Here is a 25,359-nt window from a genome sequence, read left to right as displayed (position 1 = left end):
AGCCACGTTGTTGCCCGCCCGTTATGCCTCGGCTTTCCGCGGTCCGTTCATACGATCTGTGGCATCACGTTGGGCCGCGACGAGGTCACCTGAACCCCGCCACCCGTCCCGCCGGAACCGGCTGCACTAGCTCCACCAGCACCGGTCGCGGCGGCACCGGCACCGCCAAGGGGCATCCCCATCGGCATCGGGGCCGCCCCGCCAACACCAGAACCCACCGGCGCACCCGCCCCACCAGCGGCAGCGGATACAGCCGCAGCCCCGGACGGAGCCAGAATCGAACCACCGGTAAGACTCCCCGTCGCCGATACCCCCCAATTCGGCGGCACCGACAACGCGCGCACCACGTGTGCTTGACCCACACCAGCAGCCACCGGCCCCAAGCGCGCACCAGCACCTGCCACCGGAGCCGCAGCTGCGGCTGGCAACGCCGCAACACCGGCAGAGCTGCTCCCACCACCAGCTCCACCAGAAAGCAGTGACATCAACGGCGAAATCGCATACCCAGCCGGAGTCAACGCAAGCGGCGCTACCGAGGTCAAGCTCGACACCAGCTGCGACCCCGCCCCACCACCAGCTGGGACTACGGGTGCGGGCCCGGCCATCGGCTCACTCAACGGAGTCACGGCTTCGGCGGGGACTAACCTCGCGGCCACCGATGCAGACCCACCCTGATAACCCGCCATCGCCTCCACGTCTTCGGCCCACATCGCTTCATAGGCGGCCTCGGTCGCAGCAATCCCCGGCGTGTTTTGGCCCAACACATTGGTAGCCACCAACTCCTGCATCTGCACCCGGTTAGCCGCAACCACCTCCGGAGGCACTGTCGCCGACTGGGCTGTCTCAAACACCGCTGCTGCTGCCGCAGCCTGTCCCGCCGCCTGCCCCGCGCGCGCCGACGCTGCAGAAAGCCACTGCACATAAGGGGCCGCCGACGCCCCCATCGCCGCCGCCGACGGACCTACCCATCGCGAACCGGCCAAACCCGAGGTCACCGACGAAAACGACGCTGCCGCCGCATCCAACTCAGCAGCCAACCCCTCCCATGCAGCCGCTGCAGCCAACATCGGAGCAACCCCCGCACCAGAAAACATCCGCACCGAATTGACCTCCGGCGGCAAAAACGCAAACTCCACCATCACCACCCCAAACCCATCACCCAGACATAGCTGCCGGCACATCCAACAAGGCAACCAGAAGCAAACTCACAGCAATTATTGAGCTATATGCCAGGAACCGTCAATATGGCTCACAGGGAGAAACCGCTTTGTTACATCCGCTGTTTGCGGGCAAGCGTGGTTGCGATCGGCTGGCATCGTTGCCTGGCCGAGCCTGGGAATAGGTGCGGGGCTGCATGATTCGTGCGCTGCCCGACACAACCCGGTGACTCGGCGCGGGCCGCCAAGCAAGTCGTATAGCGCGACATTCGGCATGACCACGCATGACCGTTATTGCGGTATTTGGCCCGCTAGACCACGGCCGTCAAGACTGGTTTAGTGGTTCGGTTCATTCAGCTGGCGAGACGGTGCGAGGACACACCGGCGGTGACTAGCAGCCGCACGGACAACTGGCTAAGCCAGAACGGGAGTGCCCGCCCGCAACCGAAGCCGGTGGATCTCACCAGGTCAAACTCGCTTGTTCCTGTTCTTCAGGTCTGCGTCTCGGCTCGGTTGTACTCGCTTAGGTTCGCCGGGCATTTTGGGATAGTTCGGGGGATACGGCAGATCGCCAAGCCCCGATTCTTCGTCAGCCTCGGCCATGTCCAGCAACGGGGCAATCGACTGCGCTACCTCGTCTATGCCGGCCCACGGATCGTCCCTATCCCTGACCAGGTCGGGCACCGTGGCCATGGTGTAGTCGTCCGGCTCCGCGCCGGCTAACTCTTTCCAGCTCAATGGCATCGACACAGTCGCAATCTGGGTGCGCCGCACCGAATATGCCGCCGCCATAGTGCGGTCTCGCGCGTTCTGGTTGAAATCCACAAAGATCCGCGCGCCCCGTTCTTCCTTCCACCACGCGGTGGTCACCGCATCCGGGACCCGCCGCTCTATCTCACGGGCCAAGGCAATGCCGGCTCGGCGGACTTCGACGAAGTCCCAGTCGGTGGCGATCCGTAGGAATACATGTATCCCACGACCTCCCGATGTCTTCGGGTAGCCAGCCAGACCGAGCTCGTCGAGCAGCGGCTGCAGCACATCGACGGCGACGGCGCGCGCCTCTTCGAAGCCGGTGCCTGGCTGTGGGTCCAGATCAAGGCGCAACTCGTCGGGGCGCTCGGTGTCGGGGCAGCGCACCGGCCACGGGTGAAACGTCACGGTGCCCATCTGGGCCGCCCACACGATCGACGCCGGTCGCGTGACCTTCAAGGCGTAGGCGGTTCGCCCGGACGGAAACATCACCCGGCAGGTCTCGAGGTAGTCAGGGTGATGCTGCGGAATTCGCTTTTGGTAGATCTCCTCGCCGTCGATGCCGTCTGGAAATCGCTGAAGGTGCGTAGGCCGGTCGCGGAGTGCTGCCAGCATCGGACCGCCCGCCATGTCGAGGTAGTACTCCACGAGTCGGCCTTTAGTGCCGTTCGACCCGAGCCGGGGGAAATACACCTTGTCCCGGTTGGTCAACCGCACTGCGATGCCGTCGACGTCGAGTTCTTCGCCTGCAGCAGCCATACCTGGATTCCAACATGTCGCCGCATGTATACCCACCCAGACGCGACAATTCCTTCATGAACGAACGAATGCAGTTACCCGAAAATTCGTAGCGCGGGAAAGCCCCGCATCTTTAGTGCGGGGATGGAGCGCATCAATTTTGTTTCCGGGGTGGCCACTGCCTGGGGTCGCGGCGTGGCCGCCGCTTGAGTTCCTAACAGGAGTCAAGGCTTGGGGGCTGGGCATGTTGTTGGCCGGTTTGGGGTGTTGGCGGGTGTGAGAGGGGCCCGTTTGGTGGTCTAGACCTGCTGGACCCGATATCGTGGACCAGCCAACAGCGCAGTGGATTGCCGTCGAGCGGTCCTATTCGGGTCGTGGCTGTTCTGGGATGACGACTTTTGGGTGTGCGGAGACTTTTAGGGGTGTGTGGTGTTGAAGAATCGTTGTGCGAGGTTGTCATCGAGGTGACCTATTTGGGTATCGGCGAGGTCGAGATAGTCCAGGGCTCGTATGGCTGCGTCGATCATGCGGCGATGAATCTTCCTCAGCTGGGTCAGCGTTTCCTGGGAAGCTGCCGCGGTCTGCCCCGCCGCGTTCGCCGCTAGCCGATCTTGTTCCTGACCAATGAGATCTAGCGCTGACTCCGATTTTGAAACGATCTGCCGTAAACTACCCACGCCATCGGCGATACCAACATGGTCATAGACCACTACACCGGCCGCCTCGGGTGGGTGCGCAGCAGCCTCGTACTGATCGGCTAGACTTCGATACTGCTGGCCGCGCTCCCGCAAATCCGACACTTGCTGGCGAAATCCACGAGATCGGTTCTCGAGTTCGTCAGCGGCCTGCCGGTTTGTCGCCGCATACAACTCCTGCCTACGTGCATGCCCGGCAAAAGTCTCGGCCCGCTGTTGGTGCTCTCGTGCCTGCTCCTCGTTCGCCTGCGCGTCTAGGCGGTGTTGTTCTGCCTCTTGGCTGTTGTGTTGAGCTTGCTGCTCCAATTCCTGGGCTTGCGTTTTGTGACTCTCGGTTTGCTGCCGGTGGTACTGTGCCTGCCCTTCATCCTCGTGAACTTGCCGCTCTAAATCCTGGGCTTGTTTCCGGTGCCATTGCGCGTCCTCTTCGGCATCCTCGGCTTCTTGCCGATGCCATTGCGCACTCGACTCGGCATCCTGGGCTTGTTGCCGGTGCCATTGCGCGTCCTCTTCGGCATCCTCGGCTTGCTGCTGATGCCGCCACTGCACATCCTCTTCGGCATCCTGGGCTTGCCGTTCGAAGTCCTGGGCTTGTTCGTGGGCACGCTGCGCCTTCAAGCGGTGGTGTTCTGCCTCTTGGCTGTTGTGTTGAGCTTGCTGCTCCAATTCCTGGGCTTGTTCGTGGGCACGCTGCGCCTTCAGGCGGTGGTGTTCTGCCTCTTGGCTGTTGTGTTGAGCTTGCTGCTCCAATTCCTGGGCTTGCGTTTTGTGACTCTCGGTTTGCTGCCGGTGGTACTGTGCCTGCTCCTCATCCTCGTGAACTGCCCGTTCAAAGTGTTCTACGCTCTGTTGGTCCTGTAGCGCATCGTCCCGGTGCTCTTGTTCTAAATCATGTTGGCGCTGTTGTGCCTGCCGAAATCGCTGAGCACGTTGTTGGTTGTCTTGTGCGCTTTGTCGATGAGAGGACGCCTGCCGTTCCGAGTTCTCCACCACCGATTGGTGGTGGACTACCCGTTCCTGGTGATATTCGGCGTAGTCACGAAGTGCTTGTGCGGATCGGGCGGCGTCATCGTGCGACAGTTGTGCCACCGGACGCTCAGCAGGTGGTGGTAGTTGGTCGGCATGCTCGAATTGCTGTTCTTGGGCCCAGCCCCGGAGCCCTTCGGCGCGGTCATGGTGTTGTTGGGCTTGAGCTTGCGCCCAGTGTTGTTGGCGCAGGTGATCGGCGGTTTGTTGTTGGTGTTCTAGGCCGCGAATCGAGCCCAACCGTTGACTTGGGGGCTCAAAATCGATGCGGTCGGGTGGATCAAATGGTGAGGGTCTATCCAGGTCGAAGAGGTCACGCTCGATGCCGGCCTTATCGGCCGGATCGGTTAAAAGCCGTTCGATTGGGATGTCGGTGGGATTGTCTGCGAAGGTTTCTTGGGCGGAGTCGAGGGCTTCTCGGGGATCGCGCGCTGGGGCCTGCTGTTGCCAGGCCATGGCTTCATGAACACGGGCTTGGTTGTTGTAGCGTTGGGCTTGCAGATCGTGATATTCGGGGCCGAGGCCGTGCGGTGGTGGTTCATAGGGTGGGGGGCCCGGTTCGGACGGTGGGCCAGGTTCGGCAGGCCGCCACGGTTGAGTATCCCAAAATCCTTGCGGTGGCGGCGAGTATGGCGGTGGGGGGTCATCGAAGTGTTCATCGCCGCCACCCCAGAGCCCAGAAGGCCCAGCATCTGGCGCGGTCACCTTCTGCCCCTCACCGGCACACGCTTCCTAGGCTCCTACCATCGCTTTCGGGCGGGGCTTCCGTGATTGTGTCTTGACCTGTGATTTTAGCGGTTTTCGGCCGATCGGGTCTTGTGGTGTTGAGATTGGGGCGCTCGGCGACTCTTGCTGTCGGCCTGTTGTGTTTTTTCGGTGTTGGGATTGGCGGGTGTTGGCGGCTTTGATGCGGGTGTGTTTGTCGACGGTGTGGTGGGTGCGCACGATGCGGCGTCCTTGTTCGGCGGTGATGGGTTGGCCGTTGGTGTCGCAAAGCGTGTAGTGCTGGCCGGTGCGCCAGCAGGTGGCGATGCGGGTCAGCAAGGTAGTGGCGATGTGGCAGATCGCGGAGTCGTGGTGGCGTTCGGTGGCCATGAGTCGTTTGTATTTCGCAGCGAGGTGGGGGTCGGTTTTACGGGCCTGGTCAGCAGCGGTGAACAGGGCTTCACGCAGCAGCGGGTCGCCGGCTTTGGTCAGCCCGTGTTGGTGATGGGTTTGTCCGGACTGGCTGAGCTTGGGGACCAGCCCGGAGTAGGCGCGGATCGCGGCCAGGGAGTGGAAGCGGTGTGGGTCCCCGATACGCCCGGCGATCACTGCACTGGTGACCGGCCCGACACCGGGGGCCGAGGCGATAAGTCCGGTGGGGTCGGCCTCGGCGTAGAGATTGGCGCAGCGCTCGTCGAGATCGTCGATCTGCTCGGTCAGGATTTGGGCTTGTTCGGCCTCCACCGCGATATCAGCGGCCAGCTCGGCGAAATCGATGCGGGCTTCGGCGCCGCATCCCCACAACTGCAACGATTCGCGGGCTGCGGTCAACAGCAAGCTGGCCTGGTGGTCGCGCCAAGCGCCGCGGGAGTGGCGGATCAAAAACCGGGTCAGCCGCCCGTGTCCGAGACGGATCAAACTATGTGGGTCGCCGTAGCGGGCCAACAGCGCCAGTGTGGCCTTGCCGTAGGTGGAACCCAAAGCGTCGTACCAGGCCGGGCCCAACAACTCGAGCAGGGCATCAAGGCGCTGAAAGACCGCGGTGCGGCGCTTAACGATCGAGGAACGGATCTTGACGATTCGCCGCAGCGGTTCGGCGGGGCCGTCGCTGGTGTGGTCGCGGAGCCCTTCGGGGTGCAGCAGCGGCAGCCGGGCTAGCAGTTTGGAGTCTAGGTGGTCGTTTTTGGTGTGTTTGGCATAGTAAGCGCGCAAATCCGCGGACTGGGTGGTGGGAACCATCGAGACACGGGCTCCATGGTGGCGAAACCAGGACGCGACCGGCGCCCACGCGTTACGGGTCGGCTCCATCACCACACGCACCATGTCGTGCTCGCCCAGGGTGATCTCCTTCCAGAGTTTGTCGAGTTCGCCGGGCCGGGTAAAGAACCTCTTGCCGGTCCACACAAACGTCCCATCCGGACGGGCCAGCGATGCCTGGTGCGCAGCCCGACACGCCAAATCGACACCCAAAACCAGTTCCATACACGTCCTTTCAGCTGATACCAGGGGACTCCGGTCCAAGACAGACGGCATAGCCCAAACATTCCTTAAGCAGAAGTCCGCTATCGAGCGGCTTCAAGTTCCCGAACAGAGACACCAGCCGGTCTTAAGACCGTGCCCGCAGACGACCACTCAACACTCAGAAATCACCCGAGGGCGTTCCAGTCGGTGGCCTCGGCCGCCCACGAGCACACACAAACCCTAAATGTCGGTGCCCGGCACTATCGTGACTGGTATGAGTGCCGGGGCTGGTGAGGATGCGGGTAGCGGCAAAGCCCGCTACACCTACCGGCTGCGCATGTCGGGCGTCGCCGAAAAGGCTCTCCTGGTCGAGTGGGATCGCTGCCGCTGGGTGTGGAACCAGTGTGTCGCAGAATCGAAAAAAGCGCATCAGGCAGGCCAGACCTGCGGATACGCGGAACTCGACAAGCAACTAACTGGCTGGCGCCAACAGCAGGATTGGCTGGCCGCTGGATCGGCGGTACCGCATCAACAAACCGTGCGTGACTTCGCGAAATCGCGGGCAAAAGCGCTCAAGGACATCCGGAACCGGCTGCCGATGCGAGCCCGTGCTGGATTCCCCACATTCAAGAAGAAGCAACTCGCCGCGCCCACCCTCAACTACAACCGCAACGCCTTCCGGCTCGTAGACCGGGTGCTGTTTTTGGCGAAAGGTGTTGTGGTGCGGCCGGTGTGGTCGCGGGAGCTGCCTACTGCGCCGTCGAGTGTGCGCGTCTACCGCGACAGTCTGGGGCACTGGTATGCCTCGTTTGTGGTGAAAGCCCAAGCCGAGCCGCTACCAGTCACGGGCCGGGTAGTTGGTATCGACTGGGGTGTGAAGGCTATAGCTACCACCACCAGCGCTGAGCATGATTTGGCGCACCCGCAGCACGGTAAAACCGGATCCGACAAGCTGGCCCGCTATCAGCGGGCCATGGCGCGACGGCGCCCCGGAAAAGGGAAGCCAGGTAGTCGGCGCTACCGGGCGGCTAAAAGGTTGGCGGCCAAGGCGCACAAGAAGGTTGCGCGTCAACGCCAGCAGGACGCACGAATGTGGGCGAAAAACCTGGTCAATGATTTCGATGCGGTAGCAGTCGAGGACTTCAAGCCAAAGTTTTTGGCGAAGTCGACGATGGCGCGTAAGGCCGCCGATGCGGGTATCCGTATCGCGAAAACAGAACTTGTGAACATGGCGGGCAAGCATGGCCGTTGTGTTGTGATGGTGGACCCGAAGTACACCAGCACCGACTGCGGACAGTGCGGGGCAAGAGCCACGCACCGCCTGCCGCTGTCGCAACGCATCTACACCTGTGCCACGTGCGGCACAGTCGCGGACAGGGATCGAAACGCGGCGCAGGTGGTTTTAAACCGGGCAGGGCTGAACCCCGGCGGCGTAGACGGTGTAAGACCCGACGCGGCGTAGCTGCGCTAGGCAACCCGAGCTGCGGAATCCCCCGCATTTATGCGGGGGAGCAGTCAACCGTCCTGCCACCGGTCGCACCGATGCTGGCCAAGCCCGTTCGATCCATCCCATTAGATGCATCGTATGAGCCCAAATGGGACGGATTCCGGTCCATTTGCTTCCGGGCGGGGGATCAGGCGGAGCTGGGAAGCCGCAACGAGCGGCCGATAACTCGTTACTTCCCCGAGCTGGTCGCGGCAGCCAAAGCCGAGTTGCCGCAACGTTGTGTGATTGACGGCGAAATTGTGATCGCCACCAACCACGGCCTAGATTTCGAAGCGCTACAACAACGCATTCACCCGGCCGATTCGCGGGTGCGAATGCTTGCCGAGCACACCCCGGCCGCTTTCGTCGCCTTCGACATGTTGGCCCTTGGCGATGATGACTACCGCAGTCGACCGTTCAGCGAGCGACGCGCCGCCCTCATCGATGCGCTGGACAGCGCGGGCCAGTCGATCCACGTCACACCGGCGACCACCGATGTAGCCACTGCCCAGCGATGGTTCGACGAGTTCGAGGGAGCCGGACTTGATGGCATCATCGCCAAGCCCCTAACCATCAGCTATCAGCCCGACAAACGCGTCATGTTCAAGATCAAACACGAACGGACCGCCGACTGCGTCGTAGCCGGCTATCGTGTGCACAAGTCGGGCGGCGACACAATCGGCTCGCTGCTGCTGGGGCTGTATCAAGACGATGGTCAACTCGCGTCAGTCGGCGTAATCGGCGCCTTCCCCATGGCCGAACGCCGGCGACTCTTCACCGAGCTGCAGCCGCTGGTCACCCAATTCCACGAGCACCCGTGGAGCTGGGCAGGGCACCAAACCGGTGAAAAGGACCCCCGCAGAAGCGAATCCTCGCGGTGGAACGCAGGCAAGGACCTGTCTTTTGTCCCGTTGCGCCCGGAACGAGTCGTCGAGGTGCGCTACGACCACATGGAAGGCGCACGGTTCCGCCATACCGCACAGTTCAATCGGTGGCGCCCCGACCGCGACCCGCGCTCCTGCACCTACGCCCAGCTCGAACGACCCCGCACCTTCAGCCTCAGCGACATCGTGCCCGGCCTCGGGAGCTAAACACCCAAGCCGCGCGGCGCCTCCGATGAATTCCGCTGCTGAACCGCCGATCTCCTCCGACAGCTATCGCCGAACAACGCGGCCCGCAGCCCAACCCGAGCACCGGAACCCATTTGCGCCAAAGCAATATCGTCGATCATCTAAGACCCAGATCGTCCCAAAGCGCAAACAACGACCCCGCGCTAACCCTCTAGCGTCCGACCGTGACCGCCAGCGACGACAACCCGCGCAACGTAACGTTCGGCTTGTACTGCGGCGCACCGTCCAGCCGCGCCTGCGGGAACCGCGCCGCTATCGCGGACAGTGCCACTCTAGCCTCCAGTCGCGCCAGCGGAGCGCCCAGGCAGTAATGCGCTCCAAATCCAAACCCTAAGTGCCGCAGCGATTGTCGATCTGGATCGAAAACATCGGGTCGCTTGAACTCGCCAGGATCGCGATGGGCTGCGGCTACCAGCAGTATTATCACGTCACCTTGGGATACCTCGATGTCCGCGATTGTCATAGCCTCGGCTGCGACTCGAAACATCAGTTGGGCAGGCGGATCGTAGCGCAGAGTTTCCTCGACAACCACGGGCGCGCGGGCTGCATCAGCGCCCAAGGCGGCCCATTGCCGACGGTCACGCAACAACGCCAAGGCGGCATTGCCGATCAAGTTCACGGTTGTCTCGTGTCCGGCGACCAGCAGCAGCACACAAGTGGATACGATCTCTTCCTGGGTTAACTGGTCGCCGGATTCTTCGACTGCGATCAGACCTGATATCAGATCATCGCCCAGCTGCGACCGGCGCCGCTCGATCAAGGTGTGCAGGTATTCACGCAACCACTCTCGAGCCTGCGCCGACTCGTTCGCGCTCTCCGATGGTTGGCCCGTCAAGGTGAGGAAGGGGTCCAGCGACCGCGCCAGCAACGCCGATGCGTGACTGAACTGCGGCTCGTCCTCCAGCGGTACACCCAGCAGTCTGCATATCACCGCAACCGGCAGCGGATAGGCAAAGTCCTCGACCACATCGAATCGCCCCTGCGCCGAGATCCGATCCAGCAATTCGGCTACCAGAGTGACAATCTCAGGTTCTAGCGCACTCACCACTTTCGGCGCGAATGCCTTGCCAACTAATTTGCGCAGCCGCATATGATCGGGCGGATCGAGGAACAAGAATGTCGGCGGCTCTTCCCTTCGCAACGACGGGTCGGCCTCGATCTGCCGCTGAACGGCTGTCGACTTGAGTCGATCGCTACTCGACGACCGATGCCGCAGAACCTCATCGCAGAGCCGATAGGTAGAGAAGACGGCAAGATTGGCCGCAGGCACGTAGAGAGGCCCGCGGCCACGAATCTGCGCGAAAACCGGATACGGGTCATGGCGGTTCTCAAGGCTCAACAACTGCCGCAACAACGCCTGGGATTCGACCTGTCCGGTAGGCGCAGACGTCATGGCGACATTCTGCCAGCGCCGCTGGCGTGGACGGCTTCGCAGCACACCTTTGCTACGACAACTAGCGGCGCAGAAACTCCACGATATGGCCGGCCAGTTCTTCGCCAGCGTCCTCCTGCAAGAAGTGCCCGGCGCCGCGCACGAGCGGATGATCTATCCCTTGCGCACCGCGCATCCCGCGTTTGAAGATCTCACCCATCGGCCCCGTGATGGGGTCTTTGTCACTAAACGCCACCAGCATGGGCGTCGGGCTGGCGCTGAGGTTCGCCCAGGCCGCCTTGTTCGCCGCCGCGGCGGGATCGTCCGGGGAGATCGGGACCAGACCGGGCATTGCGCGAGGTCCAGCGCAGTACTCGTCGCCGGGAAAGGGCGCGTCGTATCCGGCACGCACCGCGTCGCTCATCTTCTGGCGACAACCACTCTGCACAAACCAGCCGATGTTCAATGTTGGTGCGGTCTGCATCGCCTCGCGGAACTGCCACCAGACCTCAGCCATCGGCTGATCTCCGTCGGGTAAGCCAGTATTGGCCACTACCAGCCGGGCAAAGCGGTCCGGATGCTCCGCGGCCAGCCGTAACCCGATCAGCCCGCCCCAATCCTGGCCGACCAGGGTCACGTTGCGCAGATCCAGCACATCGAAAGCCAGAGTGCGCATCCATTCCACATGACGCGCGTAGCTGTGGTCTTCGCATCGGGTCGGCTTGTCCGATCGACCAAATCCGACCAAGTCCGGGCAAATGACACGATGCCCGGCCGCAACCAACGGCGGAATCATCTTGCGGTACAGGTATGACCATGACGGCTCACCGTGCAGCATGAGAACGGGATCAGCGCTGTCGGGGCCGTCTTGCACCCAGGCGACCCGCAGTACCCCACCCTCCGTATCGGGCAAGTCGCAATACCTTGGACCATAAGGGAAGTCGGGCAGATCGTCGAATCTGTCGGCGGGCGTTCGCAATGTCTGCATGGGGCGAACCTACCGTCTTATCAGCCTTCGCTTAAGCCCGCGAGCCCCGGATCTGACATCAGCCGATCGAGAAAACCACGCTGTCCCCGGTGCAGCTTCACGCGTGCCTTCGCCACCGGAAACCAGCCGATGCGATCGACCTCGGGGAACTCCCGCATTGTGCCCGAGCCCCTCGGCCACTCCAGTTCGAAAGTGTTGCTGCGCGCATCGGCAACGTCGAGGACGCCCGAGACGGCGAACACGGTGACCACCTTGCCGCTGGGCTGCTTCAGCCGGCCAAGCTCGATGCGAGGCGCGTCCGGCACCGATAGGCCGATTTCCTCGGAGAACTCGCGCTTGGCGGCCGCCCAGGGATCTTCGCCATCGCTGTACTCCCCTTTCGGGATGGTCCAGGACCCGTTGTCTTTACGGGCCCAAAACGGGCCGCCCGGATGTGCGATAAGGACATCCACGACGCCGGTGCACACCCGGTACAACAGCACACCCGCGCTGAGCTTCGGCACAATCTCAGTCTCCAGGCTAGACGCCGACAGCCTGCTCTAGATCCACCAGCGCCGATTCCAGGTGCGCAAGCAGCCGCTGCAGCGACGGCACACTGCGTCGGCACCCCACTAATCCGAAATCGAGGCGTCCCGCGTTGTTTACCACGGTGATGTTCAACGCTTGTCCATCCGGGACGTTCGACAACGGATAACTGCCTCCGATCCGGGCGCCGCCGTAGTACATCGGCTCGGCGGGCCCGGGAACATTGGAGATGACGATGTTGAACGGCGGCGGCACCGTCGCAAGGAAACCCGGTACGCCTGACAACATCAGCGGGGCCATGTTCAATGCCGATAGCGCCAGCACCTGCGACCGCGGCAAGTCGGCGAGCACATTCTTGTTGCCGCGCATCGATGCGCTGATCGCTTCGATCCGTTTCGCGGGATCTTCGAGGTGGGTGGCGAGGTTACACAAGACGCTGCCGACCATGTTGCCACCGGCGTCTGCTTCCTCCGCTGAGCGCAGGCTCACTGGAACCATCGCGATCAGCGGCGTATCCGGGAGGGCATTCTGCTCGACCAGGTAGTAGCGCAACGCACCGGCACACATCGCCAAGACGGCGTCGTTTACGGTCACCCCCGCAACCCGCTTGACATTCTTGATTCGGTCGAGTGCCCAAGACTGGGCTGCGCACCGGCGAGCTCCCCCGATCTTGACGTTGAACATACTGTGTGGCGCCGCGAATGGCATCGTCAGCTGCTGCTCGAGCAAGGCGGCGCGGGCCAGTTTTAGCGTCGACGGCGCGAGCCCAAGAACAAATCCCGCCATCTTGGTCAAGGATTCCAACGTCGACGGACCACCGGATTCCTTGCGCGGTGGCCGAGGCAGGCTCCACATAGCCCGCACCGTCTGGTCGTCGGGGTCCGCCGACAACGTGCGCTGCATCAGCTTCATCGCCGAAACACCGTCGATCAGGGCATGGTGCATTTTCACGTACATGGCAAACCGACCGTCTCTGAGTCCCTCCACCACATGCAGTTCCCACAGCGGGCGGTGGCGATCAAGCAGGCTGGTATGCAGCCGAGAACTCAACTCGAGCAGGTCGCGAACCCGTCCCGGCGACGGCAGCGCCGAACGTCGAACGTGATAGTCGACGTCGATGTCGTCGTCGTCGGCCCATGCCACATGCGTGACACCGCCACCGATCTTGGCCGGGCGCTTACGGAAGGTGGGCTGGAATTTGTCGTTGGCAACCAACGCGTCGTAGAACTCACGAACGAACTCCGGGCCCGCATCCTCGGGCGGTTCAAGCAGCGACAAACCGCCCACGTGCATGGGATGCTCACGTGATTCGGAGAACAAGAACATCGAGTCGGTGGGCAGCATCCATTCCATCTCACTATTAGACCGCGACGGCGGCGAAAGGCTGCGAGTCGGGCAATCACCGGTTCGCCGCAGGCGCTGGTAGGTGTGAGAGCATCGGCGGACCGTGCCCGTTGGGAACGGCAACTGTGCAGCGTCCATTCGACTCTTCCGGGTGATTCGGGCCGTCTGGTCGGCTGCCCGAGCGATAACTACTCGGGATTGAGATCCGCGACACCGGAGCTAATCGACGCCTTCCCACCGCCGACAATCGACTCGTTCGTGCACAAGACGGTTCGGCTCCAGTCCCAGGTCCGAACGGCGCCTCGTCAGCGCCGAACGGCCACGCCGACACCACCGACCAGGAGTTCGCAACCAGTCGAAGCGGGCTTGAGTATTTTCGTAGGGTGGCGACTGCTCCGGATCAAAGGCATGTGCCCGCGCATTACCTGTTGTCCCCCGATGCACCCGACCCGCGGACGCTCATTGACATCATCTACGAAACCGCCGCGCGTTATCCGGATGCCGCGGCGATCGACGACGGCACGGTGCAGCTCACCTACAGCGAGTTGATTGGTGACATCGAGGCAAGCGTCGGCTGGCTGTCGGCCCGAGGCATCGGCCGCGGTGACCGGATCGGCATCCGGATGCCGTCCGGCAGCTACGCCCTCTACGTGGCCGTCCTGTCAGTGCTGGCCACCGGGGCGGCCTACGTACCGGTCGACGCCGACGATCCCGACGAACGTGCCGAATTGGTGTTCGGCGAGGCCAACGTGGTTGCAGTCATCACAGAAGCGGGCATCCAACGAGCCCCCGGCTCGTCGCGCGGCTGGCAGGCTGGGGCCCCACTGACCCGCGACGACGCGTGGATCATCTTCACATCGGGATCGACTGGCAAGCCAAAGGGCGTGGCAGTCACTCACCGCAGCGCGGCGGCGTTCGTCGACGCCGAGGCGCAGATGTTCCTTAAGGCCAATCCGATCGGGCCCAGCGACCGAGTGCTGGCTGGACTGTCGGTTGCTTTCGATGCTTCGTGCGAAGAGATGTGGTTGGCGTGGCGACACGGCGCTTGCCTCGTTCCGGCGCCGCGATCGCTGGTGCGCAGCGGGATGGACCTCGGTCCATGGCTAGTCGCGCGAGACGTCACCGTAGTCTCCACGGTGCCGGCCCTGGCCGCGCTGTGGCCGGCTGAGGCATTGGAAGCGGTGCGGCTGTTGATCTTCGGTGGAGAAGCCTGTCCCCCGGAGCTGGCCGAGCGGCTCGCCGTCGACGGGCGAGAGGTGTGGAATACCTACGGCCCGACCGAAGCCACCGTAGTCGCGTGCGCAGCGCAGCTCGACGGAGTCGGGCCGATCAGCATCGGGCTGCCGTTGCCGGGTTGGGACCTCGCTGTCGTCGATACGGACGGCCAGCCGGTCGGCTACGGAGAGGTGGGCGAGTTGGTGATCGGCGGGGTCGGGCTGGCCCGCTATCTGGACACCGACAAAGACGCCGTCAAGTACGCCGCGATGCCCACATTGGGCTGGGGTCGCGCCTACCGCACCGGTGATTTGGTACGCCTAGAACACGACGGTTTGATCTTTTGCGGCCGTAGTGACGACCAGGTCAAGATCGGCGGCCGTCGGATCGAGCTAGGCGAGGTTGATTCCGCGCTCGTCCAGGCGCCGGGGGTCAGTGGCGGCGCGGCCGCCGTGCGCCACACCGCAACCGGTACGCCGCTGCTGGTCGGATACGTCGTCAGCACAGATCCGGCGTTCGACATCGCCGCTGCGCGCGACCAGCTCGCCCAGCAGCTTCCGGCCGCGTTGGTGCCACGCCTCATCCGAGTCGAAGAGCTGCCCACTCGCACATCCGGCAAAGTCGATCGCGACGCACTGCCGTGGCCACCACCCGGCGGCGCACAATCCGAGGAAACCGAGAACCTCAGCGGCACGGCGAGCTGGCTAGCTGAGTTATGGCAGGACCTGCTCGGGGCCGCCGTCGACAGTCCATCGGCCGACTTCTTCGCGCTGGGTGGCGGCTCGCTGGCTGCAGCGCAACTGGTCGCCGTGCTACGGCACAAGTACCCCCAGGTGACCGTTGCCGACTTGTACGACCATCCCCGGCTCGGTTCGCTGTCTGGGTTCCTCGACGAGCTTGAACCGCCGCCGCAAGCCACCGAGCGTGTGGTGCAACCAACCCCCCGGCTGACTCAAGCGCTGCAGACACTGTTGGCGGTGCCGCTGTCGATGCTGGCGGCACTGCAGTGGGTGACATGGTTGGCGCTCGGCAACAACGTCGCGCGTGCTGTTGACTTGGTTTCGTGGACTGTGACCGTGAACTGGTGGGTTATCGCGGTCGCGTTCGTCTTGTTCGTTACGCCGGTAGGCCGAATGGGCTTCGCGGTGCTGTTCGCCCGTATCTTGCTGCGCAACGTTGAACCCGGCACCTACCGCCGCGGCGGCTCCGTACACCTGCGAGTCTGGTTCACCGAGCGGCTGGCCGAGGCCAGCGGCGCAGAGAACCTGGCCGGTGCTCCGTGGCTTGTGTATTACGCCCGTGCGCTCGGCGCCGACATCGGCAAGAGCGTCGACCTGCATTCGGTCCCGCCGGTCACTGGATTGTTGACGATCGGGCATCGCAGCGCGATCGAGCCCGAGGTGGACATGTGCGGGCACTGGATCGACGGAGACGCGTTCCACGTCGGCAAGATCACGATCGGCAACGACGCGACGATCGGCGCCCGAACCACACTGCTGCCCGGCGCGGCCGTCGGCAAGAACGCCGACGTAGCACCGGGTTCAGGCGTGCTCGACAAGATCAAGAACGGCCAGTACTGGAAAGGTTCGCCCGCGGTGAAGTCGGGCAAAGCCCGCCACCTCTGGCCAGACGAACGGCCGCCGCGCCGAGCTCACTGGAGCGCCGTGTACGGATTAACGTCGGTGCTGCTAGCCGGCTTGCCGTTGATCGCCGTCGCGGCTGGGCTCGCGCTAATCGGAGCGGCTGTACATCGCACCCGTAGCCTGGCCCAGGCGGTGTTACCCGCGCTGGCGTGGGCACCGGCGGCAACGCTGGCCGCGCTTCTGGTGTACGCGCTCCTCACCGTGATCGCAGTGCGCATCTTGTCGATCCGGCTGCGTGAGGGCTACCACCCCGTCCGAAGCCTCGCCGGCTGGCGGCTATGGACGACCGAACGACTCATGGACGCGGCGCGCAATTACCTCTTCCCGTTGTACGCCAGCCTGCTAACACCGACCTGGCTGCGGCTGCTCGGCGCCAAGGTCGGACGCGGCACCGAGATCTCAACGGTCTTGCTTACCCCCAAATTCACCGTGATCGAAGATGGAGCGTTCCTGGCCGACGACACGATGGTCGCATCCTACGAACTCGGCGGCGGGTGGATCTATGCAGCGAAGACAACCATTGGCAGACGCGCATTCCTTGGCAACTCTGGCATCACCCAGCCGGGGCGCCGCGTCCCCGACGACGGACTGGTCGCGGTACTGTCGGCGACACCGCCCAAGGCTAAACGCGGCTCGTCCTGGCTGGGCAGCCCACCGATGCGGCTGCGGCGGCGCCCCGCCGAGGCGGCCGCAGACACCACCTATGACCCGCCACTGCGGTTGAAAGCCATGCGGGCGTTCGTCGAAACATTCCGGCTGCTGCCCATCTTCGTGACGGTCGCGGTGGGACTGGCCGTCCTGGGCACCATGCAAGCGCTGGCAACCGGCTTCGGCATCTGGTGGGCAGCATTGTGCGGCGGACCGACGCTGCTGGCTGCCGGTGTGATCGCTGGCGGCGTGACTATCGCCGCAAAATGGCTCTTGGTCGGCCGGATCAAGGCGAGCGATTTTCCGCTGTGGTCACCGTTCGTGTGGCGCAACGAGGTCGCCGATACGTTCGTCGAAACCGTAGCGGCGCCGTGGTTTGCGCGCGCGGCCAGTGGGACACCGATCATGAACCTGTGGCTACGTGGTCTGGGCGCCAAAGTCGGCCGCGGCACGTGGTGCGAAACCTACTGGCTGCCAGAGGCCGACCTGGTGACGCTCGGGGTGGGTGCCACCGTCAACCGCGGTTGTGTGGTGCAAACACATCTGTTCCACGACCGGATCATGCAAATGGACAGCGTCGTTCTGGAACCGGGTTCGACTCTTGGTCCGCATTGCGTTGCGCTTCCCGCCGCACGGCTGGGCGCGGGTGCATCGGTCGGTCCCGCGTCGCTGGTAGTGCGCGGCGATGAGGTGCCTCCGTCCACGCGATGGCAAGGCAACCCGATCAGGCCCTGGAATCCCGGCCGCAAGAAGACGGGCAGCAAGAAGCGCCCCCAAGGCGGCGTCGAGGGTACTGCCGCGTGAAATCTTCTGAAAGAAGCTGCCAGTTCGCGCACTCCGGGGCGGTCATCGATCCGTACGTGCCGCAAGACGGCAACTTCGGCTATCGAGTATCGCGCTACGAGTTGGATCTGGAATACAAGGTTGCGATCAATCGACTTTCCGGATCGGTGGCGATCACCGCGGTGACGCTTGCCGAGTTGCAAGCATTCACGCTCGATCTGTCCGACGCGATGACTGTGCGAAAAGTGACGGTGAACGGCAAACCCGCCGCCCGGTTCACACACCGCCGCGGCAAATTGCGCATCCGACTCTCGTCAAAGCTAGCGAGCGGAGCCGCGCTGACCATCGTGGTGCGTTACAGCGGTTCACCACGGCCGATCCACTCGCTATGGGGTGATGTCGGTTTCGAGGAACTGACCGACGGCGCGCTAGTCGCCGGGCAACCCAACGGCGCGGCAACGTGGTTTCCCTGCAACGACCATCCCAGCGCCAAGGCGGCCTACCGCATCCAGGTCAGTACCGAAAGCCTGTATCGAGTGGTCGCCAACGGCAAGTTGGTGTCGCGGCGAGTGCGGGCTGCGCAGACGGTGTGGACCTACGAACAACCCGAGCCGACCTCTACCTACCTTGTCACCCTGCAGATTGGCAGGTACCAGATGGCGCAACTCGCGACTACTCCGGTGCCCGTGGGAGCGGCGGTGCCCAGGCGACTTCGGCGTGACTTCGACCGCGACTTCGTCCACCAGCCCGAGATGATGAAGCTCTTCATCGAGCTGTTCGGACCGTACCCGCTGGCGAACGGCTACACAGTGGTGGTCGCCGATGATCCATTGGAAATACCACTTGAAGCACAGGGGATTTCGATCTTCGGAGCCAATCACTGCGACGGCACCCGAGCCAGCGAACGGCTGATCGCCCACGAACTGGCCCATCAGTGGTTCGGCAACTCGGTGACCGCGCGGAGCTGGACCGACATCTGGCTACACGAGGGATTCGCGTGCTACGCGGAGTGGTTGTGGTCGCAACACTGCGGCGGGCCGTCCACCGACGAATTGGCCAGCTACCACTACACGGAGCTACGTCAAAAACCGCAAGATCTGCTACTGACCGATCCGGGACCGCGGAACATGTTCGACGACCGAGTGTACAAACGCGGCGCGTTGACCCTGCACACCCTGCGCCGAGGGTTGGGCGACAAGAAGTTCTTTGCCCTGCTTAAAGAATGGACGACTCGCTATCGCCATGGCACCGTCGACACCGACGACTTCATCAATCTGGCTGCCGGTTACTCCGATGAGTCGCTGCGCCCATTGTGGGACGCCTGGCTGTACTCGAAGCAAGTGCCCTAGCCGGCGAACTCTACAAACCGCCCAGATCGTCGGGCACATCGACGGCGTGCTGTTGCAGCACTTCCAGGGGCACGACCTCAAGCGTGCGCGCGTGGGTCGACGCCAGCACAACGGGAGCCGCGCAGCCGTCATAATGGGCCCGAAGCCAATTCACAGCCGTGACGCACCAACGGTCGCCTGGCAGCAAGCCGGGAAACCGGTATTCCGGTACCGGCGCCGACAGGTCATTGCCGATAGAGCGCTGGTGCTCAAGAAATTCGGCCGTCATGACCGAACATATGGTGTGCAGCCCCCGGTCTTCTGGGCCGGTCGAGCAACACCCATCGCGATAGAACCCGGTGATTGGGTCGGTGCCGCACGGTTCCAACGGACCGCCCTGAACATTGCGATCGAGCTGGCGATCGGGCATACGATCAGTATCGCGCCCTTCAGCAAATAATCGCGGGTCGCGACGTTGGCTCAAGCGTCGCCAGATAAGCTGCGAGCGCCGGCCGGAAAACCACAACAAGCGTTGTTGAATATTTCGACAGGCAGCGGCCAAACCAAGAATCATGGGCTGCGTTGCGTCTCCTGTGTTTTCGCGAGCCGTGCACCAACGCCAACAAAATCATTCGTGCGCGGAGCAGGCGTGGTGATCGGCGACAAGGATTCTGAGCGGGCAGTAGACGAGGTCCGAACTACAGCCTAGGGCGATAGTATCGATACGTAACTATTTACGTCTATAACACTTGCCATTAGCAATGGTGTCTGGTTGAACACAATTGGCCAAGACCACCCGCCCGGCAGGGCCCGCATCGACAGCCGTTGGCTTACACGCCCAAGGTGCCGACTCCACGCCCCCTTGAGCGGCTGGCCGCCCATGGCGCGGTAGGTTCAGCCCGTGATACTCAATGGTGCGTTCCTGGCCGAAGCGGCTGCGGCGGTGGATAACAAACTCAACGTGTCGGGCGGCGTCCTGTCCAGATTCGCCGTCGGGCCTGACCGCTTGACCCGGTTTGTTCTGGTGGTCCTCACCCAGGCCGAGCCCGGCAGTTCGGATCGGCAAGTTGAGGTCGAAATACGGCCCCCGACAGATGACGCACCGATTCGCCAGCAGTTCGAGGTACCGGAAGCTTCCGTTGCCGAACTTCCTGGATTCGCGTTCTTCGAGATCCAGCAACGCCTGCCCTTCGATGGCCGATGGGTGCTGGTAGTCAGCGCCGACACTGGGACAATTTCGCTTCCGATACTGGTCAGCGAGATGTCACCAACGACAAACACCTAGCACTCCAGACCGCCCGGCCCATCCAAGCCCTGGTGTCGAGCATGTCCGGCAAGCCGGGGCACTCCCGCTGCGTTTTTCACGCTGAGATACAGCGAACACGACATGCGCGCAATGAGCAGTGTTGAGAGTTCACGCCGCGAGAAATATCGAGCATTTACTGCACATAAATATTTCTCATAATGCTGATAAATTCCCTATATGTTATTTCTAGCCTGCCGGCATATTGGATGCTATGCTTAATCAGCATTATTAGACGGCTTTTATTCATACCCAATTCGATAATTTTGCCATTGATAACAGGATGATCCATTTCGACGCCATTTAACGAGAGCATCAGGGACCCATACAACCAACAGGATAAACGCGCCGGACAAACGCCCCAGGACCGCGGCTTCATCTAATAAATAGCGCCTAGTAAATAGCGCCGGCGCGAAGGTTTTAGAGAATCTTCAAACGGTGTTTTGTCGCACGCAATCGAATTCTCGGCTAAAACGACAATTTTTACCGTCTCCGGGCGTCGCCTGACATCGACGCCCCGCCCTCGACCTCGCGCAAAATTCGTGAGGCGAGGCACCAAGAAGGCGCCTTATTCAGTTCGCCGGATTGAGGATCATTACCGATACCCGTCAACTCCCGTCTCGTGGCTACTAAAGAAGGGGGTGGATAGTTTAGAAACCGTGTCATCCCATATTTCTAATTAATGAACATTCCCATCTATTACTTGCGATCACCTACGGAGGATAATGCTTTCCCTATCTTGGAGATCCCTGCTTTCCGCTGCAGCCGTACTTGCCTTTTCATCGACAATCTTAGTCGCCAGCCATAGCATAGGATATGCAGCTACGGCCCCGGTCATCGGTCCTTACAAAAACGTACCAATAGATATCGACTCAAACGGCCAAATGCGAGTCGGCATCACCGGAAAACCCATTCCGCTGGTCGGAAAGGGAAGCTTGAAAGAAACTGCTTTACCACAGCTCAACGCCATCACGCTGGCATTCGCTACCGGCGAATGCGGCGAAGAGACATGGGCCGATACTCCAGCAGACAAGCTCGCCAAGGCCAACCTACAAGCCCTTTCTAACGCCGGAGTGAAGTACAAAATATCCGTCGGATCAGAGCAGGCGAGGTTTACTTGCTCAACAAACGATGGAATGGAAAAATTCCTGCGGCGATACGATACACCAGGGTTCATTGGTATCGATTACAATATTTCAGCTGGAACAAGCAGCGAACTGGTCGCAGACCTCATAAAAAGTGCCGAATACGCTACCTCACATCGGCCTGGACTTCGTACGGCGTTCAGTTTAGCTACATGGGCCGGATCGGACGGAAATTTTGGCGGCCTGAATGACCTTGGCCGCGAAGTCGTAACGCAACTCAAAGCATCGTCTCTGAAGGACTATATTATCAATCTGTTGGCCCACAACTACGGCCAGCACACCACCGCTGCATGCGTACTCGCCGGCGACAAGTGCGACATGGGCAAATCCGCAATACAGGCCGCGAAGAACCTCACGCATAGCTACGGAATTCCGGCGAATCAAACCGAGCTAACATTGAAGATTGGAATAACCGGAAGCGCCGGAGAGGTAACAACAGTCGACGACGTCAAAGAAGTCGCTTCTTATGTACAGTCGGCCGGTCTCGCTGGTCTGCGCTGGTGGGCGTTGGATCGGGACGCGCCCTGCTCCGACGAACAGATATCGGCAACATGCAGCGGCACCCCCGATACCCCGAGAGTCGGATATAGCCGGGCTTTCTACGGCGACCCGACATCCTCTTAGGACAGACCCAACAAAGGACCGAAAGATTCACATTCAGAATGAACCACTGGCACCGCCTACCTGCTGCTGCACTTGTAGTTTGTGATCAGTGGTTGTGGCTGCACAGGACTGGTGTCGAGGCAATTGGCGATTCGGCGCATTGACGAGTTCATGGCCGGCTCGGCTGTGTAGCGGTGAGCGCCGACTGTAGTCGGTGAGATTGCGGAAGCCCACCTGTCCGACAGGGTGGTCGTCGGCGGCGAACACCTCGGTCAGGTGGGTATTTCCGCGGCTGGTTGATCGCGCAGAACACAGAACACTACCCCGCACGATCTTTGGCATACGTGCGCGTCACTAGCGATGTCTACCGGGGCGAACATTGTGACGCCGCAACGGATGCTCAGGCACCAGCCTGCGAAGAAGGCCCTGGCCACGCATACGGACCTGTTCGATGCCGATCTCGATGGGGCGGTCCGCAGACCGGTAGACACAAAAATGGTCCTTCGCCTGCATTGCAGGGTCAGGACTATGGCGGTGGCGGAGGGATTTGAACCCTCGGACGGGGTTTAGCCGTCACACGCTTTCGAGGCGTGCTCCTTAGGCCGCTCGGACACGCCACCACCGAGGAGCTTACCCAACCGCAGCACGCTCACCCCAATCGTTGTCGGGCGAAGAACGTCTCCAGCGGCGCGGCGCATTCCCCGGCGAGCACACCGCCGCGTACGGCCGGGCGATGATTGAGCCGCCGATCCCTGACCACATCCCACAACGACCCAACTGCTCCTGTTTTCGGTTCCCAGGCGCCGAAAACAAGCCGCTCAATGCGGGCCAGCACCAGGGCGCCCGCGCACATGGTGCAGGGCTCAACGGTAACAGCCAGCGTGGTCCCCTCCAGCCGCCACCCATCGCCCAGCACATCGGCCGCGGCCCGCATCGCCAGGATCTCCGCATGCGCGGTGGGGTCGCCGCGTGCCTCCCGGGCATTAGCCGCGCACGCTATTTCGGTTCCGTCGGCGCCAAAAACCACGGCACCGATCGGTACATCGCGGGGTCCGGCCGTCGCGGCCACCGCCAGTGCGACGCGGATCAGATCCTCGTCAGTGGTCAACGCCCGAGGCGGTCTATCACCGCCGACAATTCCTCGGCGAAGCCCATCTCGCGGGCTATGCGGCCCAGCTGCTCATCAGCGTAGAGATCAGTCTCATCGACGATGACGCCTAAGACCGCTTCGGGCAGTCCGATGTCGGACAACAACCCCAGGTCACCTTCCTCAAACGGTTCCGCATCCTCAAGATCTTCGGGATCGATCTCGGCATCCAAACTGTCCAGGGCTTCGGCGGCGATGTCATAGTCGAGCGCTGCGGTCGCGTCCGACAGCAACAACCGGGTCCCCGAGGGCGCCGGGCGCACGATGACAAAGAACTCGTCGTCGACATCGAGCAGGCCAAAGACCGCACCCGAGCTGCGCAATTCGCGCAGCTCTGTCTCGGCGGCCGACAGACTGGTCAGCGCTCCGCGGCCCATCGCAGAACAGCGCCATCGGCCCTCTTCGCGCACGACCGCAACGCCGAAGCCTTCCGGCAAGTCTGCGGACGGGCCTTTCGCGGTGGCCCGCTGTGCTCCCATGGGCGCCTAGGCTAGTCGCTGACCAGGCACCCTGGCCAGATGGAGCCCACACAAGAGAGGCCAGCAACACACCTGAGTGCGCCACATCCCGGCAAACTGTGCCAACCTTGCACTGTGGTTTCCGCTGCTTCTTCTCCCCCGACTCGTCCTGGTTCGACAACACCGGTGTGTGTGCTCGGACTGGGCCTGATCGGTGGTTCGATAATGCGTGCCGCCACGACCGCAGGCCACAACGTGTTTGGCTACAACCGATCGGTCGAGGGAACGAGAGGCGCCCAGTCGGAAGGGTTTGACGCCAGCACCCAACTCACCGAAACCCTGACCCGCGCAGCCGACACCGACGCGCTGATCGTGCTGGCCGTTCCGATGCCGGCCCTGCCGAGCATGCTCGCCCACATCCGAAATTCGGCCCCGGACTGTCCGCTGACCGACGTCACCAGCGTCAAAAGCGCGGTGCTTGATGAGGTCGTCTCAGCTGGCCTGCAGGCACGCTTTGTCGGTGGTCACCCGATGACCGGCACCGCGCACTCCGGTTGGGTAGCCGGTCACGGCGGGTTGTTCACGCGTGCGCCATGGGTGGTCAGCGTGGACGATCACGTGGACCCGACTGTGTGGTCGATGGTGATGACGTTGGCGCTGGACTGCGGGGCGATGGTGGTTCCGGCCAAATCCGACGAGCACGATGCCGCTGCAGCTGCCATCTCGCATCTGCCACACCTGCTCGCCGAAGCGCTGGCAGTCACCGCCGCCGAGGTCCCGCTGGCCTTCGCGCTGGCCGCAGGTTCGTTTCGGGACGCCACCCGGGTAGCAGGAACGGCCCCAGACCTGGTGCGCGCGATGTGCGAAAGCAACGCCGGCCCGCTGCTGCCCGCCGCTGACAGAGTCATCGAACTGCTGGGCCGTGCCCGTGAGTCGCTGAAAGCAAACGACTCGCTGGCCGACCTCATCGACGCGGGCCACGCGGCGCGCACACGCTATGAGAGCTTCCCTCGCTCGGATATAGCCGGGGTCACGATCGGCTTGGAAAACTGGCGCGACCAACTAGCCGCGGCTGGCCGGGCGGGCGGGGTGATCAGATCCGCTCTGCCAACCCTGGATAGTCCACGATGAACCCGTCCGCGTCGACGGTCACGGTAGTGTCGGCAACCGGTGAACGCAGCTTGATCCCGTCCAGCCGTCCAACGCTCTGGTAGCTCACCGTGGCCGCGTCAACCGCCATCTCGGGCACGTTCACATAGACCACGGGCAACGTGATCGAGTCCGCTCGTTCGTGGAGACCAACGCGCCGGATCGGCAGTGCGTTAAAGAACGGGCTAAACACCAAGTCGATGTCGAGCGCGCCGTTGTATCCCGCACGCCGCTCGCCCCGGTGATCGGTCACCAGCCACATGTTCTCCTCGTCCCGCGCAATGGCAAGCTGGCGTTCCCGCCGCGCCAGCGTAACCGCCAGCCCTAACCGCTTCGTTGCGCCGCTCTCGTCGGTCTGCAAGTCGTAGTGTGCGCCGAACGCTGGGTTAGTTGCGGTGGCTGCGGCCACAATACGGCCATGAGCCCTTATTCGTTTGCCGGACAACTGGATTCGCACGGATTCCATACGCGATACATCCTGCGCACGCCAGGTAAACATCGCCGGCCATTCGCGTTGGGTCGATCCAGAGGGAGCTTCGTTCACAGCTCTACCGTAAAGC

19 protein-coding genes and 1 tRNA gene are annotated in these 25,359 nt (G+C 62.6%); 7 read left to right on the top strand and 13 right to left on the bottom strand.

What is annotated here, in order from left to right:
- Positions 1 to 47: 47 nt before the first annotated feature.
- The 4 genes from ACO07W_RS12310 to ACO07W_RS12295 all read right to left on the bottom strand — a co-directional run bounded on the left by ACO07W_RS12310 (position 48) and on the right by ACO07W_RS12295 (position 6,553).
- Complete coding sequence (locus ACO07W_RS12310) at positions 48 to 1,181, bottom strand: PPE family protein (RefSeq protein WP_421843524.1); 1,134 nt, start codon at positions 1,179 to 1,181, stop codon at positions 48 to 50.
- 444 nt (positions 1,182 to 1,625) lie between these two features.
- The gene (locus ACO07W_RS12305) at positions 1,626 to 2,666 is read right to left on the bottom strand and encodes a DNA polymerase domain-containing protein (RefSeq protein ID WP_421843522.1); all 1,041 of its coding nucleotides are present in this window, start codon (positions 2,664 to 2,666) and stop codon (positions 1,626 to 1,628) included.
- 395 nt (positions 2,667 to 3,061) lie between these two features.
- Positions 3,062 to 5,071, bottom strand: coding sequence for a hypothetical protein (locus tag ACO07W_RS12300; protein ID WP_421842728.1), 2,010 nt, complete (start codon positions 5,069 to 5,071; stop codon positions 3,062 to 3,064).
- 27 nt (positions 5,072 to 5,098) lie between these two features.
- Positions 5,099 to 6,553: an IS110 family transposase gene (locus ACO07W_RS12295; RefSeq protein ID WP_421842726.1), complete on the bottom strand. Its 1,455-nt coding sequence runs from the start codon at positions 6,551 to 6,553 to the stop codon at positions 5,099 to 5,101.
- Between the two features lie 253 nt (positions 6,554 to 6,806).
- On the opposite strand from ACO07W_RS12295, the gene ACO07W_RS12290 reads away from it, so the two are divergent.
- Together ACO07W_RS12290 and ACO07W_RS12285 are read left to right on the top strand one after the other, a co-directional pair.
- Complete coding sequence (locus ACO07W_RS12290; protein ID WP_421841682.1) at positions 6,807 to 7,994, top strand: RNA-guided endonuclease InsQ/TnpB family protein; 1,188 nt, start codon at positions 6,807 to 6,809, stop codon at positions 7,992 to 7,994.
- A 35-nt stretch (positions 7,995 to 8,029) separates the two neighbouring features.
- Complete coding sequence (locus ACO07W_RS12285; protein ID WP_421845959.1) at positions 8,030 to 9,109, top strand: ATP-dependent DNA ligase; 1,080 nt, start codon at positions 8,030 to 8,032, stop codon at positions 9,107 to 9,109.
- Between the two features lie 190 nt (positions 9,110 to 9,299).
- Here the strand turns inward: ACO07W_RS12285 and ACO07W_RS12280 are convergent, their stop codons facing one another.
- The 4 genes from ACO07W_RS12280 to ACO07W_RS12265 form a co-directional block, all read right to left on the bottom strand.
- Entirely contained in the window at positions 9,300 to 10,541 is a 1,242-nt protein-coding gene (locus tag ACO07W_RS12280; RefSeq protein ID WP_421843520.1) for a cytochrome P450, read from the bottom strand.
- 61 nt (positions 10,542 to 10,602) lie between these two features.
- Positions 10,603 to 11,508: a haloalkane dehalogenase gene (locus ACO07W_RS12275; protein WP_421843518.1), complete on the bottom strand. Its 906-nt coding sequence runs from the start codon at positions 11,506 to 11,508 to the stop codon at positions 10,603 to 10,605.
- Positions 11,509 to 11,528: 20 nt separating this feature from the next.
- A complete protein-coding gene (locus tag ACO07W_RS12270) occupies positions 11,529 to 12,011 on the bottom strand; it encodes an NUDIX domain-containing protein (RefSeq protein WP_421843516.1) in 483 nt (160 codons plus the stop codon).
- 16 nt (positions 12,012 to 12,027) lie between these two features.
- Positions 12,028 to 13,386 (bottom strand): WS/DGAT/MGAT family O-acyltransferase, encoded by a 1,359-nt coding sequence (locus ACO07W_RS12265; protein WP_421843514.1) that lies wholly within the window; start codon positions 13,384 to 13,386, stop codon positions 12,028 to 12,030.
- Between the two features lie 374 nt (positions 13,387 to 13,760).
- Here ACO07W_RS12265 and ACO07W_RS12260 point away from each other — a divergent pair, with 374 nt between their 5' ends.
- Positions 13,761 to 17,687, top strand: a complete 3,927-nt coding sequence (locus ACO07W_RS12260) for a Pls/PosA family non-ribosomal peptide synthetase (protein ID WP_421843512.1) — start codon at positions 13,761 to 13,763, stop codon at positions 17,685 to 17,687.
- Positions 17,684 to 19,015 carry a M1 family metallopeptidase gene (locus ACO07W_RS12255; protein WP_421843510.1) on the top strand — a complete coding sequence of 444 codons (1,332 nt, stop codon included), beginning with the start codon at positions 17,684 to 17,686 and terminating at the stop codon, positions 19,013 to 19,015. Before ACO07W_RS12260 ends, ACO07W_RS12255 begins: the two co-directional genes overlap by 4 nt.
- Before the next feature lie 10 nt (positions 19,016 to 19,025).
- Here ACO07W_RS12255 and ACO07W_RS12250 read toward each other — a convergent pair whose 3' ends face one another.
- Positions 19,026 to 19,424, bottom strand: a complete 399-nt coding sequence (locus ACO07W_RS12250; protein WP_421845958.1) for a DUF2237 family protein — start codon at positions 19,422 to 19,424, stop codon at positions 19,026 to 19,028.
- A gap of 471 nt (positions 19,425 to 19,895) precedes the next feature.
- Between ACO07W_RS12250 and ACO07W_RS12245 the strand changes: the two genes are divergently transcribed.
- Both ACO07W_RS12245 and ACO07W_RS12240 read left to right on the top strand, forming a co-directional pair.
- Positions 19,896 to 20,279 (top strand): hypothetical protein, encoded by a 384-nt coding sequence (locus ACO07W_RS12245; RefSeq protein WP_421843508.1) that lies wholly within the window; start codon positions 19,896 to 19,898, stop codon positions 20,277 to 20,279.
- Positions 20,280 to 21,181: 902 nt separating this feature from the next.
- The gene (locus tag ACO07W_RS12240; RefSeq protein WP_421843506.1) at positions 21,182 to 22,066 is read left to right on the top strand and encodes a hypothetical protein; all 885 of its coding nucleotides are present in this window, start codon (positions 21,182 to 21,184) and stop codon (positions 22,064 to 22,066) included.
- A 508-nt stretch (positions 22,067 to 22,574) separates the two neighbouring features.
- Here ACO07W_RS12240 and ACO07W_RS12235 read toward each other — a convergent pair.
- The 3 genes from ACO07W_RS12235 to ACO07W_RS12225 form a co-directional block, all read right to left on the bottom strand.
- Positions 22,575 to 22,665, bottom strand: a tRNA-Ser gene (locus ACO07W_RS12235).
- A 29-nt stretch (positions 22,666 to 22,694) separates the two neighbouring features.
- Positions 22,695 to 23,153: a nucleoside deaminase gene (locus ACO07W_RS12230; RefSeq protein ID WP_421843504.1), complete on the bottom strand. Its 459-nt coding sequence runs from the start codon at positions 23,151 to 23,153 to the stop codon at positions 22,695 to 22,697.
- A complete protein-coding gene (locus ACO07W_RS12225) occupies positions 23,150 to 23,671 on the bottom strand; it encodes a tRNA adenosine deaminase-associated protein (protein ID WP_421843502.1) in 522 nt (173 codons plus the stop codon). Before ACO07W_RS12225 ends, ACO07W_RS12230 begins: the two co-directional genes overlap by 4 nt.
- Before the next feature lie 165 nt (positions 23,672 to 23,836).
- On the opposite strand from ACO07W_RS12225, the gene ACO07W_RS12220 reads away from it, so the two are divergent.
- Positions 23,837 to 24,781, top strand: coding sequence for a prephenate dehydrogenase (locus ACO07W_RS12220; protein ID WP_421845957.1), 945 nt, complete (start codon positions 23,837 to 23,839; stop codon positions 24,779 to 24,781).
- On the opposite strand, the gene ACO07W_RS12215 is transcribed toward ACO07W_RS12220, so the two are convergent.
- Complete coding sequence (locus ACO07W_RS12215; protein WP_421843500.1) at positions 24,744 to 25,343, bottom strand: putative glycolipid-binding domain-containing protein; 600 nt, start codon at positions 25,341 to 25,343, stop codon at positions 24,744 to 24,746. The two genes, ACO07W_RS12220 and ACO07W_RS12215, sit on opposite strands and share 38 nt — an antisense overlap.
- Positions 25,344 to 25,359 lie beyond the last annotated feature (16 nt).

Source organism: Mycobacterium sp. (genome assembly GCF_965230835.1).
Classification (GTDB): Bacteria; Actinomycetota; Actinomycetes; order Mycobacteriales; family Mycobacteriaceae; genus Mycobacterium.
The sequence above is the reverse complement of the archived record's forward strand: the minus strand, read 5'-3'. Positions and strand labels throughout refer to the sequence as shown.

Bases quoted from the DNA above. Each gene is read 5' to 3' on its own strand.
- ACO07W_RS12310 (WP_421843524.1), bottom strand. From the start codon at position 1,181: ATGTGCCGGCAGCTATGTCTGGGTGATGGGTTTGGGGTGGTGATGGTG.
- ACO07W_RS12305 (WP_421843522.1), bottom strand. From the start codon at position 2,666: ATGGCTGCTGCAGGCGAAGAACTCGACGTCGACGGCATCGCAGTGCGG.
- ACO07W_RS12295 (WP_421842726.1), bottom strand. From the start codon at position 6,553: ATGGAACTGGTTTTGGGTGTCGATTTGGCGTGTCGGGCTGCGCACCAG.
- ACO07W_RS12290 (WP_421841682.1), top strand. From the start codon at position 6,807: ATGAGTGCCGGGGCTGGTGAGGATGCGGGTAGCGGCAAAGCCCGCTAC.
- ACO07W_RS12280 (WP_421843520.1), bottom strand. From the start codon at position 10,541: ATGACGTCTGCGCCTACCGGACAGGTCGAATCCCAGGCGTTGTTGCGG.
- ACO07W_RS12275 (WP_421843518.1), bottom strand. From the start codon at position 11,508: ATGCAGACATTGCGAACGCCCGCCGACAGATTCGACGATCTGCCCGAC.
- ACO07W_RS12265 (WP_421843514.1), bottom strand. From the start codon at position 13,386: ATGGAATGGATGCTGCCCACCGACTCGATGTTCTTGTTCTCCGAATCA.
- ACO07W_RS12250 (WP_421845958.1), bottom strand. From the start codon at position 19,424: ATGCCCGATCGCCAGCTCGATCGCAATGTTCAGGGCGGTCCGTTGGAA.
- ACO07W_RS12240 (WP_421843506.1), top strand. From the start codon at position 21,182: ATGCGAGTCGGCATCACCGGAAAACCCATTCCGCTGGTCGGAAAGGGA.
- ACO07W_RS12225 (WP_421843502.1), bottom strand. From the start codon at position 23,671: ATGGGAGCACAGCGGGCCACCGCGAAAGGCCCGTCCGCAGACTTGCCG.